The following is a 17,506-nucleotide window of genomic DNA, read 5'->3' on the forward strand; positions in this document are numbered from 1 at the left end:
AATTTAAGAAAATGTTTAGTTTCCAAAGAAAACGGTTTCTTAGACGTGTATTTTCTGTTATAATAAAAATGTAGAAAAAAGGTGAGAGCGGTACCAAAACTACCGGCCTCATAAATAAAAAGGAGACTGTTCAAATGAACAATTTTATTCAAGACAAAATCATGCCTCCAATGATGAAATTTTTGAATACCCGTGCAGTCACGGCAATCAAAAATGGTATGATTTACCCTATTCCATTTATTATTGTTGGTTCAGTGTTCTTGATTCTTGGTCAGCTGCCATTCCAAGCAGGGCAAGACTTCATGAACAAAATCAAATTAGGGCCACTCTTCTTACAAATTAACAACGCGTCATTTGGGATCATGGCTTTGCTTGCCGTATTCGGTATTGCTTATGCTTGGGTACGTGATGCGGGGTACGAAGGGGTTCCTGCAGGTTTGACTGGTATTATTGTCCACATTTTGTTACAACCTGACACAGTTCACCAAGTAACAAGTGTTACTGACCCAGCAAAAACTTCAACAGCTTATCAAGTCGGTGGGGTCATTGACCGCGCTTGGCTTGGTGGTAAAGGGATGGTTCTTTCCATCATCGTTGGCCTTTTAGTCGGCTGGATTTACACAGGCTTTATGCGTCGTAACATCACTATCAAGATGCCAGAGCAAGTGCCAGCAAACGTTGCCGCATCATTCACAGCCCTTGTTCCTGCAGGTGCAATCATCACATTAGCCGGTGTGGTACACGGGATTACAACCATTGGTTTCAACACCACTTTCGTCGAACTCGTTTATAAATGGATTCAAACCCCGTTGCAACACGTTACAGACGGCCCTGTCGGTGTCTTCGTTATTGCCTTTATGCCCGTATTCATCTGGTGGTTTGGTGTTCACGGAGCTACTATCATCGGTGGTATCATGGGACCTTTGCTTCAAGCCAATGCTGCTGACAATGCCGCACTTAATAAAGCTGGACATCTTGACCTGGCTCATGGAGCTCACATCGTTACTCAATCCTTCATGGACCAATACTTGACAGTTACTGGTTCTGGTTTGACTATTGGTTTAGTAATCTTCCTCTTGATCGGTGCTAAATCCGTTCAAGGTAAAACTTTGGGTCGTATGGAAATTGGTCCTGCAATCTTTAACATCAATGAACCTATCCTCTTTGGTTTACCTATTGTATTGAACCCAGTGCTTGGTATTCCATTCATTCTCGCACCATTGATTTCTGGTATCTTGACTTACTTAGTCATTTGGCTCGGTATCATTCCACCGTTTAACGGTGCGGTTATTCCGTGGACAACGCCAGCAATTCTATCCGGTCTCTTGGTCGGCGGCTGGCAAGGTATGGTTTGGCAAATCCTCATGTTGTTAATGACGGTCGTTCTCTACTGGCCATTCGCTCGTGCCTACGACAAAATCTTGCTTAAAGAAGAAGCTGAAACAGAAGCCGAAATTGAAGCAACAAAATAAGTTAATTTTGATAAGCTCAAGTCTTCTTGAGCTTATCTTACTTAAAAATAGAAAATAGAAAATTCTAAAAATTACAAGGAGAAAATATGGCATTAAGAAAAGATTTCCTCTGGGGAGGAGCAGTCGCTGCACACCAACTTGAAGGAGGCTGGAATGCTGGTGGTAAAGGGCCATCAGTCGCAGATGTAATGACGGCTGGGAGTAACGGTGTAGAGCGGCGCATCACCGATGGCATTTTGCCAGGTGAAAATTATCCTAATCATGAAGCTATTGATTTTTATCACCGCTACAAAGAAGATGTGGCATTATTTGCCGAATTAGGTCTCAATTGTTTCCGTACCTCCATTGCTTGGACACGTATTTTCCCAAATGGGGACGAAGAAGAGCCAAATGAAGAAGGTTTGCAGTTTTATGATGACCTCTTTGACGAATGCCTTAAAAATGGTATCGAGCCTGTGATTACACTTTCACACTTCGAGCTACCCTATCATCTGGTCACAGAGTATGGCGGTTTTGCGAACCGTAAACTCATTGGCTTTTTTGTGAAGTTTGCCGAAACGGTTTTTAAACGCTATAAAAATAAAGTCAAATACTGGATGACTTTTAATGAAATCAACAACCAAGCGAATTTCTTACGTGATTTTGCTCCTTTTACTAACTCAGGCTTGAAATTCCCAGCTGATGCAACGGCTTATGACCGTGAAAAATTGATGTATCAAGCGGCTCATTATGAGCTTGTTGCCAGTGCCCAAGCGGTCAAAATCGGTCACCAAATCAATCCAGATTTTCAAATTGGTTCAATGATTGCCATGTGCCCAATTTACCCTCAAAGTTCACGTCCAACAGATATTATGGCGGCTCAAGTGGCCATGCAACGACGTTATTGGTTTAGTGATGTGCATACGCGTGGTCATTACCCTGCCTATTTGGAAAGTTACTTTGAGCGTAAAGCTTTTAATCTCGATCGTACAGCACAAGATTTAGCTGATTTGGCTGAAGGATGTGTTGATTATATCGGCTTTAGCTACTATATGAGTTTTGCCATCAAAGATCAAAAAATTAGAGCAAAAGAAGAAGGGCCAGCGTCAGGACATGGCACAAACTTGCCTACTTACAAGGATGAAGAACTTGGCGCACCAACTTTTGACTATATTGAAGATCGAGATTTGGTCAGAAATGAGTTTGTTCCAGCATCAGAGTGGGGTTGGCAAATCGACCCTCTGGGCTTACGTTATTCCCTCAATTGGTTTAGTGAGCGCTATGATAACATTCCGCTGATGATTGTAGAAAATGGTTTTGGAGCTGTTGATGAAGTAGAAGAAGATGGCTCGATTCACGATCAATATCGGATTGATTATCTCAAGGCTCATATCCAAGCAATGGAAGATGCTGTAACTTATGACGGCGTTAATCTCTTGGGCTATACACCTTGGGGCTTTATTGACCTTGTCTCTGCTGGCACGGGCGAAATGAAGAAACGTTATGGCTTTATCTATGTGGATAAAGATAATGAGGGCAATGGAACACTGGCTCGCTCGAAGAAAGATTCATTTGCTTGGTATCAAAAAGTCATTGCTTCAAATGGGGCAGATCTTTGATTAGCCTTAAAGGATAATTTTCAAACAAATTAGAGATTTTGTCCATTAACTAAGACACGAAAGTGTCTTTTTGTTTTTGTTAAGGTGTAATATAAAAATCAATACTAAATACAAAGTTTTCCATAGAATACAGATGTGTATTCTATGGATTTATGGCATAAAATGAACGATTTTTTAGCTGAAAATGTTGTCTTAAATGCTATTTTGCTGTAAAAAAAGTTGTGAAGCTGAAAAAAATCAAGCTTGTGCTTAGTAGCTCTTTTTGACATCTTGGGTCATTTTGCTAAAATTAGATTATCAAAAAGAACGTTAATCGTCGGAAAGGAAAATAGATGCAAGCAAAATTTAAAGGGCAACTCGTTGAAGTTTGGAAAATTTGTCATCAACCGATTCATGAAAAATGGGTTCAAGAGGCTTTTGATAAGTCCCATATTTCTTGGAACGAGTGGAATAAGAACGTCTTGAATTTTGAAGCAGGTTCGGACGATTTGGCGTTGGTGGGAGATTTTTTAGTCCAGAAAGAAGCTGGAAAATTTTACGTGGTTTCTAAGGAAAATATTCAACGGGATTTGGAATTCATTACATCGGAAGTCCCCAAAATTCATTTGAAGACATGGAATACAAATGAGCAATGGAAATCTGATGAAAGTTACAAGGAAGGGTGAAGGCTTGAAAGAATTGATTTTGTTTGGATGTCAAAAAAGCTTTATGAGAAGTGTGAGTTTATGCTTGCTATAAAATTGATTTTTCGCTATAATGGTTAATGTTATGGCGGCGTAGTGAAGTGGTAACACATGGCTCTGCAAAAGCTTAATCGTCGGTTCAAATCCGACCGTCGCCTTATACTTTCGATATTTAAAACTACTTGAGAGGGTAGTTTTTTTCTTTTTTTGAAAAATGAAAATTTTGCGAACTTTGGACTTTGTGGTGTGATGTGTCGCACTTTTTTGTGTTAAAATAGGACTATGAATATCGAGTCAAAAATCAAAGCATTAACGGAATTACTTAATCAATATGCTTATGAATATTATACGTTGGACACACCATCTGTTGAGGATAGTGAGTATGATCGTCTTTATCATGAATTGGTCAAGCTGGAACAAGAAAATCCCCAGTTGATCAGAGCAGATTCACCAACCCACCGAACTGGGAATGTCGTCTTGGACGGTTTTGTGAAATTTCAACATCCTTATAACTTGTACAGTTTGGGGGATGTTTTTTCGCGTGAAGAATTAGTGATTTGGGAGGAAAAAATTCGTAAAGAATTGAAGAATCCTGAGTATATTTGTGAATTAAAAATTGATGGTTTGTCTTTATCACTTTATTATGAGAATGGTGTGCTAATGACAGCGGCAACGCGGGGTAATGGCTCCATTGGTGAGAATATCACGGAAAATGTGAAACGCATCAAGGATGTGCCTTTGAAACTCCGTGATGCGATAGATATCGTGGTTCGTGGAGAGGCTTATTTGCCACGGAAAAATTTTGCTAAGTTAAATGCTGAGCGAGAGCTTGAGGGGGTTGCGGCTTTTGCTAACCCACGTAATGCGGCGGCAGGGACTTTACGTCAGTTGGATACGAAGGTGGTGGCCAAACGTGGCTTAGCGACTTTCTTATATCAAGAGGCTAGTCCAGCAACAAATGATACGCAAGAAGAAGTATTAGAATATCTTGAGGATTTGGGCTTTCAGGTCAATTCTGTGCGAAAATTTGCGCGTAATATGGACGAAATCTGGGCTTTTATCGAAGAAGCAACGGCTTTGCGTGATGAATTGCCCTATGACATCGATGGGGTTGTTATCAAGGTTAATAATCTCTCAGAACAAGAAGAGTTGGGCTTTACGGTTAAGGCGCCTCGGTGGGCAATTGCTTATAAATTTCCTGCGGAGGAGGCTCAAACAGAGCTTTTGTCGGTCGATTGGACGGTGGGACGTACGGGTGTTGTGACCCCCACAGCAAATATGGTTCCTGTTCTTTTGGCACAAACAAAAGTGTCGCGTGCGACTTTGCATAATGTGGACTACATCAAGGAAAAAGATATTCGTTTGGGCGATCAGGTCTTGATTTACAAGGCGGGAGATATTATTCCCAAAGTTGGTCGAGTCTTGGTGGATAAGCGAACGAAAGAGTTGCCACCGCTGGAAATTCCGACGCTTTGTCCAGAATGTGGTTCGGATTTGGTGCATTTTGAAGATGAGGTGGCTTTGCGTTGTGTGAATCCCTTGTGTCCTGCTCAGATGCGGGAAAAATTGATTCATTTTGCTAGTCGTGGAGCGATGAATATTGTTGGCTTGGGGCCAGCGGTGATTGCGCAACTTTTTGATAAGCGGTTAGTGGCTGATGTGGCTGATTTATATCAGTTGACGGTGGATAAATTGCTGACGCTAGATAAAGTCAAAGAAACGTCAGCGCAAAAAATGGTGGCTGCCATTGCCAAGAGTCGAGAAAATTCGGCAGAAAAATTACTTTTTGGCTTGGGAATTCGTCATGTAGGAAGTAAGGCAGCGAAGTTGCTGTTGGAACGTTTTGGTGATTTGCGTCAGCTGGCACAGGCAAAAGAAGAAGAAATTGCAGAAATCCCGTCACTTGGTGGGGTGATTGCAACGGCTCTGGTGACTTATTTTGAAACGGATGGCGCAAAGATTTTGCTTGATGAGTTGGAAGAAGCAGGCGTCAATTTTGCTTATCTGGGTGTGGTGAATTCGCATGGTTTATTAGCAGGCAAAACGGTTGTTTTGACAGGGAAATTGACCACCTTAACTCGTGCGCAAGCCAAGGAAAAATTAGAAAGTTTGGGCGCCAACGTCTCGGGTTCAGTTTCTAAAAAAACAGATTTGGTTGTTGCCGGCGAGGAAGCAGGAAGCAAATTGACCAAAGCACAAGATTTGGGCATCGAAATTTGGTCAGAGCAAGATTTGCTTAATTTATAAGTTTTTGGGCAACAGAGAAATTGCTGACGTCACTTTTGGTCAGAGAAAATGCTGACGAAAAGTTTAACTCGGAATAAAATGAAGTGATGATTTCTATTGAGAACTAAAGAATAGGGGATGAGGGTGACAAAATGGTGAAAAAAAGAAAACGGGCACGTTTGATTTATAATCCAAGCAGTGGTCAAGAGTTGATGAAGAAAAATGTGGCTGATGTGCTGGATCGTTTGGAAGCGTTCGGTTATGAAGCGTCGGCTTTTCAGACAACGCCTCAAGAGCATTCAGCGCAAAATGAAGCAAGCCGTGCCACACAAGAGGAGTTTGATTTGATTGTGGCTGCCGGAGGCGATGGGACAATCAATGAAGTGGTTAACGGAATTGCGCCTCATAAAAAGCGGCCAAAATTAGCGATTATTCCTGCAGGGACAACGAATGATTTTGCTCGAGCGCTCAAAATCCCTCGCAATAATCCGCTGGCTGCTGCCGAAATCATTGGCAAAAAACAGACTTTGCAGATTGATGTCGGAAAAGCAACAACAAGTGATGATAAGAGTAAATATTTTATCAACATTGCCGCTGGTGGGGCACTGACGGAACTGACTTATAGCGTTCCTTCTAACTTAAAGACCACGTTTGGTTATCTTGCTTATCTCTCTAAAGGTGCTGAATTACTGCCACGGGTGAAAAAAGAAGATGTGCGGATTTATCATGACCACGGGACATTTGAAGGAAAAATTTCGATGTTTTTCGTTGCCCTGACCAACTCGGTGGGTGGTTTTGAAAAAATTGCACCAGATGCAAAGCTTGATGATGGTTTGTTTACTTTGATTTTGGTGAAGACAGATAAACTTTTTGAACTTATCGCGCTTTTGGCTATGGTTGCTAATGGCTCTGGAAAGCACATCACGGATCCTAATGTTGAATATATCAAATCCAGCTCAATCGAGATTGAACCTGTGGCCAATAAGAACGAAACCCTCATCAATCTTGACGGGGAGTTCGGGGGCAAGGCTCCTGTAAAATTTGATAATCTGAAAAATCATATTCAAATGTTTGTCAATCTTGATGAAATCAACGGGGCAAATTATATTGGTGAAGAAGATTCGCTTGCTTTGGAAGCAATGGCGCACAAATTTGCGCAAGAAGCGGGGCGAATTTCCACAGAAGAATAAGAAATTACCAGCCTTTTGGCTGGTCATTTTTTTGTGAAAGGTTGAAAATTTGTGCAAGATGTTCATTTTTTTTGGGCAGCTTTGTTCTTGAAGGACGAAAGCGCTTGCGGTAGAATGGATTTATCATAAAAATGAACTGAGGAGAAAAAATGACAACACTTAGCTTGGAAAAAATTTATAAAAAATATCCCAATGCGACACAATATGCAGTTGAAGATTTCAACATTGACATCAAAGATAAGGAATTTATCGTCTTCGTTGGCCCTTCTGGTTGTGGGAAATCAACGACTTTGCGCATGGTTGCGGGGCTTGAAGATATTACTGAAGGCGAATTTAAGATTGATGGCAAAGTCATGAATGACGTAGCGCCAAAAGACCGCGATATCGCCATGGTTTTCCAAAACTATGCCCTCTATCCGCACATGACTGTTTTTGATAACATGGCTTTTGGGCTGAAGTTGCGTAAATTCAAAAAAGATGAAATCAAACGCCGTGTTGAAGAAGCTGCTGCAATTTTGGGCTTGTCTGATCTTCTTGATCGTAAACCAGCTGACCTGTCTGGTGGTCAACGTCAACGTGTGGCGATGGGACGTGCGATTGTCCGTGATGCCAAGGTCTTTCTGATGGATGAACCTTTATCAAACTTGGACGCCAAGTTGCGTGTGTCTATGCGTACTGAAATTGCCAAAATCCACCGTCGTATCGGTGCGACAACCATCTACGTTACCCACGACCAAACCGAAGCCATGACTTTGGCTGACCGGATTGTTATCATGTCTTCTTCACCAAATGCGGATAAGACAGGGACTGTTGGACGCGTTGAACAAATCGGTAGCCCACAAGAACTTTACAATGAACCTGCTAATAAATTTGTTGCAGGCTTTATCGGAAGTCCGGCGATGAATTTCTTTAATGTCAAAGTGACCAATGGCAAATTGACCAATAATGAAGGCTTTGACATGGATCTTCCTGAAGGCAAGGCAAAATTACTTAAAGAGCAAGGCTACGAAGGCAAAGAACTGATTCTTGGAATCCGTCCAGAAGATATTCAAGCGAGCAATTTGGCTCAACAAGCTTACCCTAATCAAACGGTTGAAGCTGAGGTTGTCGTTTCTGAATTACTCGGTGCCGAAACAATGCTATACTTGAAAACAGGCTCTACTGAATTTGTCTCTCGTGTTGAAGCGCGTGATTTCCGCGAACCAGGCGAAAAAATTGTGTTGGCTTTAAATCTAAGCAAAGCCCATTTCTTTGATGCAACAACTGAAAAACGCATCACAGATTAAAATGATTCATGCTTTTCCTCTGAAAGTTTCCGTCACATGGTTGGCGGAAACTTTTTTGCTTACCAAAATTTCGTCAGCAAAATCTCTGGTGTTTCTGTGCCGAAATAAATTTCGTCAGCAAAATCTCTGCTGATAAGCCGATGTAAAAGATAGTTGACACTCTACCTGCTCAACATTTTAAGTTTAAAATGCTAAAATGGGTTTAGTCAAAATTTTAAAATGAAAGCTCTTGGAAATCGGGCAAAATTTGCCGCGTGCAAGCAATGACACCGTTTGTGACGTTAAAATTTATCAAATAATTGCTTTCTTAAAAAGGTTTGAAAAAAATGAAAAAAACAATGGACGGAAACATGGCGGCAGCACATATTGCTTACGCCTTTTCAGAAATTGCTGTGATTTACCCAATTACGCCAAGTTCACCTATGGCCGACTACACCGATGCTTGGTCAGTCGCTGGACGCAAGAATATTTGGGGACAAACGTTAAAAATCACAGAAATGCAATCAGAAGCCGGTGCAGCAGGTGCCATGCACGGTGTTCTCAAAACAGGTGGCCTCGCAACGACCTACACTGCTTCACAGGGCCTCCTTTTAATGTTGCCCAATATGTATAAAATGGCGGGCGAGCTTTTACCCTCTGTTATTCACGTGGCAGCGCGCGCTGTGGCGGCTGGTGCGCTCAATATTTTTGGCGACCAATCTGACGTCATGTCGGCGCGCTCGACAGGTTTTGCCATGCTGGCGGAGTCTAGTGTGCAAGAGGTCATGGATTTGTCAGCTGTTGCGCATTTAGCGACCTTAGAAGCCTCTGTTCCCTTTTTAAATTTCTTCGATGGTTTTCGGACGTCCCATGAAATTCAAAAAATCGATGTGATCGATTATCAGGACTTGGCGCCGATGGTCAATCAAGAAAAATTAGCCGAATTTCGGGCGCGTGCTATGAACCCTGAGCATCCGACGGTTTCTGGAACCAATCAAAATTCCGATCTTTATTTTCAACAACGTGAAACGGTCAATCGCTATTATGATGCACTCCCAGCCATTGTCCAAAAATACATGGGTAAAATCAATGCGTTGCGTGGTACTGCTTATGATTTGGTCAATTATTATGGGGCAGCTGATGCTACAGAAATCATTGTTTCTATGGGCTCAGTAGCTGGAACGATTGAGCAAACCGTGGATTATTTGAATGGGCAAGGGCGCAAAGTCGGCTTTTTGAACATTCGTCTCTATCGTCCATTTCCGCTGGAAAATTTCCTAGAAAAATTGCCAAATACCGTCCAATCGGTGGCCGTTTTAGACCGAACCAAAGAATCTGGCTCTAACGGCGAACCTCTTTTCTTAGATGTCCAATCAGCCCTCTTTGACCACAGCGTGAAAGTTATCGGAGGTCGCTATGGTATCGGTGGCAAAGATACACGTCCTGAGCATATTGTGGCGGTTTTTGATGAGCTTTTAAAAGCAAAATCAAAACGAATTTTCACCATTGGGATTGATGATGACGTGACTAATTTGTCATTGAATGCACCAGAAGTCTTAGATTTGACCCCTGCGGACACTTTCCAGGCAAAATTCTGGGGCTTTGGTTCAGATGGAACGGTTGGTGCCAACAAAGCCGCCATTAAAATCATTGGTGACCATACGGACAAATACGTTCAAGCCGCTTTTGAATACGATTCTAAAAAATCTGGTGGTTTGACCATTTCGCATTTGCGTTTTGGCGACTCGCCAATCAAATCGGAATATATGACAGCAACATTGGACTTTGTGGCTTGTCATAATACGACTTATGTGCGCAAGTATGATTTGACCAAGCGTTTGAAAGCTGGTGGAACCCTTTTGCTCAATACCTCGTGGGATGATGAGCGTTTGGCCAAAAATCTTCCTGCTGCACTTAAACGCTATATTGGTGAGAATAAGATCAGATTTTATACGATTGACGCGGTGAAAATTGCCAGAAAGACAGGATTAGACCGTCGAATCAATACGATTATGCAAGTCGCTTTCTTCAAATTGGCAAATGTCATGCCTTTTGATGAAGCATACGAAATCTTGAAAAAAGACGCGCAAAAATATGCGAAAAAATCACCAACAATTGTCAAGCAAAATTTGGCAGCAATGGAAGAAGCTCTGAGTGGACTTCACGAAGTGAAAGTTCCTGAAGATTGGGCACAAACGAAAGAAGCCTCCCTGAAGCCTCTCGAGGCGACATCAGCACGCAAAAAATATGTTTTTGAGATTGTCAATAAAACCAACGCATTTGAGGGGGATGAACTTTCGGTGCAAGATTTAGTCGCTAATGGAATGACGTTTGGTGAAGCGCCACTAGGGACGGCAGCAGTCGAAAAACGCGGCATTGCGCTGGAAGTTCCCGAATGGAACGCAGCGGCTTGTATCCAATGTAACGAATGTGCCTTTGTCTGCCCTCATGCAGCCATTCGACCATTTCTTGCTGATGAAGATGAGTGGAACACAGCTCCAGAAGGCTTCCATGTCATGGATTACAAAGCTTCTGACGGCTTAAAATATCGGATTCAAGTCTCGGTGGAAGATTGTACAGGCTGTGGACTTTGTGTCGAAGCTTGTCCGAAAAAAGGCGATGCACTCAAAATGGTTCCTTACGAAGGACAACAAGAACAAGCGGTCAACTGGGCATTTGCTCAAACGCTGAAAACAAAAGCAAATCCCGCCCGTCAAGGAACGATTGTTGGTACACAATTTGAAAAGCCGCTCTTTGAGTTTTCGGGGGCTTGTTCAGGATGTGGAGAAACGCCATATATCAAGCTTTTGACGCAGATGTTTGGAGAGCGCATGATGATTTCTAACGCCACTGGCTGCTCGGCCATCTATGGCGGAACCCAAGCGACACCTTATGCGACAAATGAAGCGGGCGAAGGGCCTGCTTGGTCAAATTCACTTTTTGAAGATAATGCAGAGTACGGTTACGGAATGTGGCTGGCTTCACAAACCCGTCGACAAACATTAGCCAGCCAAGTTTTGGCGGCTATGCCTGAGATGTCTCCAGACTTGCAAGCCTTGGCTCAAGATTGGGTTGCCCATCTGGACGATTCTCAAGGAACGCGAGCGCGTGCTGAGAAATTAAAGGCGCTTCTTGCGACTGAACAACACCATTCACCTAAATTACAGGCTATTTATCACCAAAAAGACCAGTTGGTCAAACCAACCCAATGGATTTTTGGTGGAGACGGTTGGGCTTATGATATTGGTTTTGGTGGGCTGGATCATGTGGTGGCTTCTGGGGCTGATGTCAATATTTTGATTATGGATAATGAAGTCTACGCTAACACGGGAGGTCAAGTTTCCAAGGCGACTCCGGCTTCTGCCATTGCCCAATTTGCAGCAGGCGGAAAAGGGGGGGCCAAGAAGGATTTGGGCGCTATGCTCATGACTTATGACAACGTCTATGTGGCGCAGATTGCCTCTGGTGCCAACATGATGCAAACCATCAAAGCCTTTGACGAAGCGGAAAAACACCAAGGGCCGTCTGTAATCATTGCTTACACGCCATGTATTTCACACGGGCTTTATGAAGGGATGCAAGCGTCACTGGATGAGGCTAAAGAAGCCGTAAATTCTGGTTATTGGCAACTCTACCGCTACAATCCTGCTCTTGAAGAAGTGGGTAAAAACCCGATGGTACTTGATTTTAAAAAGCCTGATTTTACTCAAGTGCGTCCATTCTTGCTCAAGCAAGCCCGTTTTGGTAATCTTTTGAAAATCAATGCTGAACAAGCTGAAAGGCTGTATGCTAAGGCGGCTGCGGATGCACGTAAACGTTTTGTGCGCTACGCACGCTTGTCGGGAGATTTAGATAAATTTATGGCTAAAGAAGCCAAAGCACTGGCTAAAAAGGCTGGGGAAAATCTAGAAGCTCCAAAAGAAGCAGTCGTTCGGGAGAAAAAAGTACGAACGGTTGACCCTGAACGTGAAGCCAGACGCGCTGCTCGCCGCGCCGAACGTGAAGCAAAAAAAGTAAAATAAAACAAAAAATCTCGTCAGTTGGCGAGATTTTTGCCAGAGAAAATGCTGACGTAAATTTCCGTCAGTAAATTGGTCGGCTCAAAAGACTTTCGTCAGCATTTTGGCAGTAAATCAGCAGTTCTCTTAAAATTTTGATATAATTAAACTAATAATTACGAAAAGGAGGGAGAATATTGACGGATTTTAATCAATTTTTTAACCCTGAATTTTGGCAAAAAATTTTTGAACTGAATCAATCTCCCTTGCGACTTGCAGTTGCGGCTTTGGATTTGGCAATTGTTAGCTTTTTCCTCTATCAAGCCATTCGCTTTGTTCAAGGAACTAAACTGATGACATTGGTTCGCGGAGTCATTATCTTTGTTTTCATCCGAATCATTGCGGGTTTGATTGGTCTGACGACGGTGGAATGGCTACTCAATCAGGTCATTACTTACGGGGTGATCGCGGGAGTCATCATTTTCCAGCCCGAAATCAGACGTGCGCTGGAAGGCTTGGGGCGGACAACAACCTTGTTTACACCGACGAAAAAGGGCAGTTTGGATGGGCATATTTCGGCTTATGAAAAATCATTTGCTTATATGTCTGAGCGAAAAATTGGTGCTTTAATCGCAATTGAGCAGGGACAAAACCTCAATGAATTTGTCAGCAGCGGCATTCGCTTGGATGCCGATATCACGAGCGAGTTAATTATCAATATTTTTATCCCGAACACGCCTTTGCATGACGGGGCTGTGATTGTGCAGGGAAATAAAATTGCGGTGACAAGTGCATATTTGCCGCTGACCGAAAAGTCGGGAATTTCAAAGCAATTTGGAACGCGCCACCGGGCAGCAATTGGACTTTCAGAAGTTTCGGATGCGCTGATTTTAGTGGTTTCTGAGGAGACGGGTGGCATTTCAATTGCCCACAATGGTGAATTTTTCGCTGATATTTCTAAAGAAAGATTCCACGATATTTTGTCAGAGATTTTATTGCCAAAAATCACCAAAGCAGGCAGATCAGCAGGATTTTTAAGACGAAAAAGAGAGACGGAGGACGAAAATGGGAAATAAGTTTTTCAACTCACGACTTTTCTATGTTTTAGCTTCAGTTTTCTTTGCAATTATCCTCTTTTTCAATGCGAATGCCACTTCAATTCGCAATGAGACGGGAAATAATTCGGCGGGCGAGGTCTATACAGCGACCATTAACAACGTTCCGATTGAGCTGAAATATGACACGACCAATTATTTTGTGAGTGGTTATACGAGTACAGCAACGGTTCATTTATCAGGTTATAACCGTTTATCGATTACAAATGAAGAAAATGTGGACACACGTAAATTTTATTTGAGTATGGATTTGAGTAAATATAAGGTGGGTAAAGTTGATGTTCCTGTCCGGATTGAATCCCTGCCAAGTGCTGTGACGGCAACGATTTCGCCGAAAACAATGAACGTGACCATTGAGAAAAAGGCCTCTGAAGAGTTCGAGGTTACACCAAAAGTTGATCCGACGCAGCTGCCGACAGGCTTCACCATTGCCACACAATCGGTCAATGATCAGACGGTTAAAGTGACAGCAGGTAAGGAGAGCATCACGCAAATAGCGGCGATTGTAGCCGCGTTGCCGAGTGATGTGACGCTGACTGATAACTACGCAGGGACAGTGACCTTGCACGCGGTAGATAGCACGGGTAAAATTTTGCCGGCACAAATCTCACCAGCAACGACGCATCTCAAAGTGTTAGTCAACAAATTGACCAAAAAAGTGCCGATTGAGTTGAAAACGACGGGAACTTTGGACAAGTCCCTTTCAGAAATGAAAACGAAACTTTCAGCGGATACGGTCACTATTTCTGGCGAAGAAAGCAGTTTGGATGCCATTACAAAAATTCCGGCAAACATTAGTGTCACAGGTGTGACCAAGGAAACCAAAGTCAAAGTTCCTTTGAGTGCAAGCGGCGTGACCCTTGACCCCAAAGAGATTGAAGTCACTTTGATTCCGGTCAAAAAATAATAAGAGAACGAGAAAATTTACTGACGCAACTGCAATTTTGGCGTCAGTGACAGAGAAATTACTGACGCAACTGCAATTTTGGCGTCAGTGACAGAGAAATTACTGACGCAAATCAAAAAGCGGTAGAAAAAACGCTGACGTAATTTTCTCACACCAAAAGACCCAGCGCGGTCAAAAAAATAAGCAACAAGAAAAATGGAGATAAAAAAATGGGTAAATATTTTGGAACAGACGGTGTTCGTGGTGAAGCAAATGTGGAGTTAACGCCAGAAATGGCCTTCAAATTGGGACGTTTTGGTGGCTACGTGCTGAGCCAACATGAAACAAAAACACCGAAAGTTTATGTCGCACGCGACACGCGCATTTCAGGTCAGATGCTGGCATCAAGCTTGATTGCGGGACTTTTATCCGTGGGTATCGAAGTTTATAATCTGGGTGTTATTGCAACGCCTGGTGTTGCTTATTTGGTCAAGAAAGATGGAGCATCAGCTGGAGTTATGATTTCAGCTAGCCACAACCCTGCTTTGGATAATGGCATCAAGTTCTTCGGTGGTGACGGCTACAAACTTGAAGATGAAAAAGAGTTGGAAATCGAAGCTTTGATTGATGCAACGGAGGACAAATTGCCACGCCCATCCGCTGTTGGTTTAGGAATGTTGCACGATTACACTGAAGGTGTTCGTAAATATCAAGCCTTCCTCAAAACGACTGCCGAAGGCGATTTCTCAGGCTACAAAGTCGTTTTAGACACGGCAAATGGTGCTGCTCATACCTCTGCGCGTGCTGTTTTTGCTGATTTGGACGCTGAAATTACCGTCATCGGTGAAAATCCAGATGGTCTCAATATCAATGTGAATGTCGGCTCAACTCACCCTGAGCAAATGGCGCAAAAAGTGCTGGAAACGCAAAGTGATCTGGGACTTGCCTTTGATGGTGACGCTGACCGTCTGATTGCAGTAGATGAAAAGGGTCAAATCGTTGACGGGGACAAAATCATGTTCATCGTCGGCAAGTATCTGCTCAATCAAGGAAAATTGGCGCAAGATACCCTCGTCACAACCGTTATGTCCAACTTAGGCTTCCACTTGGCACTCGAAGAAGCGGGAATCAATTCAGTGATTACAGCCGTTGGTGACCGTTATGTTGTCGAAGAAATGAAGAAGAATAACTACAATTTTGGTGGTGAACAATCTGGACATATGATTTTCTTAGATTACAATACAACAGGTGACGGGCAACTTTCAGCCATTCAACTGTTGAAAGTCATGCGTGAAACTGGCAAAACACTCTCAGAATTGGCCAGTGAAGTGACCATTTATCCCCAAAAATTGGTGAACGTACGGGTTAAAGACAATGCTGCGAAAAAATCAGCAATGGACGTGCCAGCCATCCAAGAGATCATCGCCCAAATGGAAACTGCGATGAACGGTAAAGGGCGTATCCTCGTCCGTCCTTCAGGCACAGAGCCACTCTTGCGCGTCATGGCTGAAGCACCAACTCACGAAGAAGTTGACCATGTCGTTGACAGCATCGTCGCTGTCGTTGAACAAGAAATCGGTGTTAAATAAGAAAATCAAGCAAAAAAATGCTGACGAAATTCCGTCAGCATTTTTTCTATGTTCCAACTCATTGCGTCAGCAAAATCTCTAGCGCTTCTGCGCCGAAATGAATTCCGTCAGCAAAATCTCTGTCACACACCAGTATTTCAGCGTTTTTGCCGTCTCGCAAATTCCGTAAAACGAAAACGATCCACTTGGTGACGCGACTCAGTGTATTGGAAAAGCGTGTTATCAGCCAAATAAACATGAGATTTGACAGACACAACATGGCGATCACTAGGATTCAAATCCAGCAAATCAAAATCTTCCTCACTGGCAAAATCAATCGTAATCTCTTTTTTAGCATAAGCAATATCAAGTCCCAGCACTCCTTCCAGATATTCATAAGTAGATGCCTTCGCATGATTGATATCAAGCATTCCCGCTTCTCTTTTCAAGAAAAAATCGCGATCCAAAATCGAAAATTTACCGTCCACCTTGCGCCGGCGCAAGATATGAAGCGCCAGCTCATTTTCAGGAAATCCCGTAATTTTTGCCAGCTCAGCCGTCACCTCAAGCTCTCCAAAAATAATCACTTCCGTTTCACTCGTGAATCCCATTGACGCCTGCAATTCCTTATATGAAGTCAAGCCCGAAATCGGAAAAAGTAATTTTTCATGAGAAATGACAATGCTGCCCAAGCCATGCCTGCGTTGAATCAAGCCATTTTCCTCCAAAATTTTAAGGGCCTGACGCACCGTAGAACGACTCGCCTCATACTGCTCAGCCAGTTCATTTTCACTCGGCAACATCTCATTGACCGGATAGCTATCATCAAAAATTTTGCGTTCTAAATCCTGTAAAATTATCTCGTATTTTTTCATATTCCTATTTTATCACAAAAAAAAGTGTTAACGCTTGCTGAAAACGCGTTCATGTGTTACAATGGTCTTGTTAACTTGTACGTACAACTTAAAAATGTAAGGAGAATCTAATGTTTGGACGAGGAAAGAAAAAAGAACTTCAGGACGACAAGGCGCTGTACAACCCAGTTCTTGGCGAAGTCATAGCAATTTCGGAAGTCAAAGATCCCGTGTTTTCTAAGAAAATGATGGGCGATGGCTTTGCCATTGAACCAACAGGCTCTAAAATTTTTGCTCCTGTTGCGAGCAAAATAACAATTGCTCAAGGCCATGCGTTTGGTTTCACCCGTGCAGACGGGCTGGAAGTTCTGCTTCACATCGGCATTGACACGGTATCACTCAATGGTGCTCCCTTCAAACTCAAAGCCAAAGTTGGCGACATCGTCAACGGCGGAGATGAAATTGCTACCGTTGATTTTGCCCAAATCAAAGCCGCTGGCCTCGAAAAAACAACCATGATTATCTTTACCAATGGTGCAGAAAAAGGCCTTGATTTTTCAGTCAATTACGGTTCAGCACAAGCTACCGAAAAAATTGGCGTCGCTACGATTGACTAATCAGCCCTATTCTACATAATATCCCCCATCTAAC

General features: G+C 42.9%; 12 protein-coding genes and 1 tRNA gene. 12 read left to right on the forward strand and 1 reads right to left on the reverse strand.

Annotated elements, in window-relative coordinates:
- Window positions 1-134 precede the first annotated feature (134 nt).
- From EQJ87_RS10370 to glmM, 11 genes are all read left to right on the forward strand, one after another.
- Entirely contained in the window at window positions 135-1,472 is a 1,338-nt protein-coding gene (locus EQJ87_RS10370) for a PTS sugar transporter subunit IIC (protein WP_130124515.1), read from the forward strand.
- 86 nt (window positions 1,473-1,558) lie between these two features.
- Window positions 1,559-3,070: a 6-phospho-beta-glucosidase gene (locus EQJ87_RS10375; RefSeq protein WP_130124516.1), complete on the forward strand. Its 1,512-nt coding sequence runs from the start codon at window positions 1,559-1,561 to the stop codon at window positions 3,068-3,070.
- A 332-nt stretch (window positions 3,071-3,402) separates the two neighbouring features.
- The gene (locus EQJ87_RS10380; protein WP_223804530.1) at window positions 3,403-3,735 is read left to right on the forward strand and encodes a hypothetical protein; all 333 of its coding nucleotides are present in this window, start codon (window positions 3,403-3,405) and stop codon (window positions 3,733-3,735) included.
- Between the two features lie 105 nt (window positions 3,736-3,840).
- A tRNA-Cys gene (locus EQJ87_RS10385) sits at window positions 3,841-3,911 on the forward strand.
- Window positions 3,912-4,035: 124 nt separating this feature from the next.
- On the forward strand, window positions 4,036-6,000 hold the full coding sequence (gene ligA / locus EQJ87_RS10390) for an NAD-dependent DNA ligase LigA (RefSeq protein ID WP_130124517.1): 1,965 nt from the start codon (window positions 4,036-4,038) through the stop codon (window positions 5,998-6,000).
- Window positions 6,001-6,131: 131 nt separating this feature from the next.
- On the forward strand, window positions 6,132-7,169 hold the full coding sequence (locus tag EQJ87_RS10395; RefSeq protein WP_130124518.1) for a diacylglycerol kinase: 1,038 nt from the start codon (window positions 6,132-6,134) through the stop codon (window positions 7,167-7,169).
- A 149-nt stretch (window positions 7,170-7,318) separates the two neighbouring features.
- Window positions 7,319-8,455 carry an ABC transporter ATP-binding protein gene (locus tag EQJ87_RS10400; RefSeq protein ID WP_130124519.1) on the forward strand — a complete coding sequence of 379 codons (1,137 nt, stop codon included), beginning with the start codon at window positions 7,319-7,321 and terminating at the stop codon, window positions 8,453-8,455.
- Window positions 8,456-8,781: 326 nt separating this feature from the next.
- The gene (nifJ, locus tag EQJ87_RS10405; RefSeq protein ID WP_130124520.1) at window positions 8,782-12,456 is read left to right on the forward strand and encodes a pyruvate:ferredoxin (flavodoxin) oxidoreductase; all 3,675 of its coding nucleotides are present in this window, start codon (window positions 8,782-8,784) and stop codon (window positions 12,454-12,456) included.
- Window positions 12,457-12,629: 173 nt separating this feature from the next.
- Window positions 12,630-13,508 carry a diadenylate cyclase CdaA gene (gene cdaA, locus EQJ87_RS10410; RefSeq protein WP_130124521.1) on the forward strand — a complete coding sequence of 293 codons (879 nt, stop codon included), beginning with the start codon at window positions 12,630-12,632 and terminating at the stop codon, window positions 13,506-13,508.
- On the forward strand, window positions 13,498-14,454 hold the full coding sequence (locus EQJ87_RS10415; protein ID WP_130124522.1) for a CdaR family protein: 957 nt from the start codon (window positions 13,498-13,500) through the stop codon (window positions 14,452-14,454). Before cdaA ends, EQJ87_RS10415 begins: the two co-directional genes overlap by 11 nt.
- Window positions 14,455-14,663: 209 nt before the next feature.
- Window positions 14,664-16,022 (forward strand): phosphoglucosamine mutase, encoded by a 1,359-nt coding sequence (gene glmM, locus EQJ87_RS10420; RefSeq protein ID WP_130124523.1) that lies wholly within the window; start codon window positions 14,664-14,666, stop codon window positions 16,020-16,022.
- Between the two features lie 137 nt (window positions 16,023-16,159).
- On the opposite strand, the gene treR is transcribed toward glmM, so the two are convergent.
- The gene (gene treR / locus EQJ87_RS10425; protein ID WP_130124524.1) at window positions 16,160-16,876 is read right to left on the reverse strand and encodes a trehalose operon repressor; all 717 of its coding nucleotides are present in this window, start codon (window positions 16,874-16,876) and stop codon (window positions 16,160-16,162) included.
- A gap of 110 nt (window positions 16,877-16,986) precedes the next feature.
- On the opposite strand from treR, the gene EQJ87_RS10430 reads away from it, so the two are divergent.
- Entirely contained in the window at window positions 16,987-17,472 is a 486-nt protein-coding gene (locus EQJ87_RS10430) for a PTS sugar transporter subunit IIA (protein ID WP_130124525.1), read from the forward strand.
- Window positions 17,473-17,506 lie beyond the last annotated feature (34 nt).

The organism is Lactococcus sp. S-13 (assembly GCF_004210295.1).
In the GTDB taxonomy this organism is placed as follows: Bacteria; Bacillota; Bacilli; order Lactobacillales; family Streptococcaceae; genus Lactococcus.

Excerpts from the sequence above, each read along its gene's own strand:
- glmM (WP_130124523.1), top strand. The coding sequence starts at position 14,664 with ATGGGTAAATATTTTGGAACAGACGGTGTTCGTGGTGAAGCAAATGTG.
- EQJ87_RS10400 (WP_130124519.1), top strand. The coding sequence starts at position 7,319 with ATGACAACACTTAGCTTGGAAAAAATTTATAAAAAATATCCCAATGCG.
- EQJ87_RS10380 (WP_223804530.1), top strand. The coding sequence starts at position 3,403 with ATGCAAGCAAAATTTAAAGGGCAACTCGTTGAAGTTTGGAAAATTTGT.
- EQJ87_RS10415 (WP_130124522.1), top strand. The coding sequence starts at position 13,498 with ATGGGAAATAAGTTTTTCAACTCACGACTTTTCTATGTTTTAGCTTCA.
- EQJ87_RS10430 (WP_130124525.1), top strand. The coding sequence starts at position 16,987 with ATGTTTGGACGAGGAAAGAAAAAAGAACTTCAGGACGACAAGGCGCTG.
- nifJ (WP_130124520.1), top strand. The coding sequence starts at position 8,782 with ATGAAAAAAACAATGGACGGAAACATGGCGGCAGCACATATTGCTTAC.
- ligA (WP_130124517.1), top strand. The coding sequence starts at position 4,036 with ATGAATATCGAGTCAAAAATCAAAGCATTAACGGAATTACTTAATCAA.
- EQJ87_RS10375 (WP_130124516.1), top strand. The coding sequence starts at position 1,559 with ATGGCATTAAGAAAAGATTTCCTCTGGGGAGGAGCAGTCGCTGCACAC.
- EQJ87_RS10370 (WP_130124515.1), top strand. The coding sequence starts at position 135 with ATGAACAATTTTATTCAAGACAAAATCATGCCTCCAATGATGAAATTT.
- EQJ87_RS10395 (WP_130124518.1), top strand. The coding sequence starts at position 6,132 with ATGGTGAAAAAAAGAAAACGGGCACGTTTGATTTATAATCCAAGCAGT.
- treR (WP_130124524.1), bottom strand. The coding sequence starts at position 16,876 with ATGAAAAAATACGAGATAATTTTACAGGATTTAGAACGCAAAATTTTT.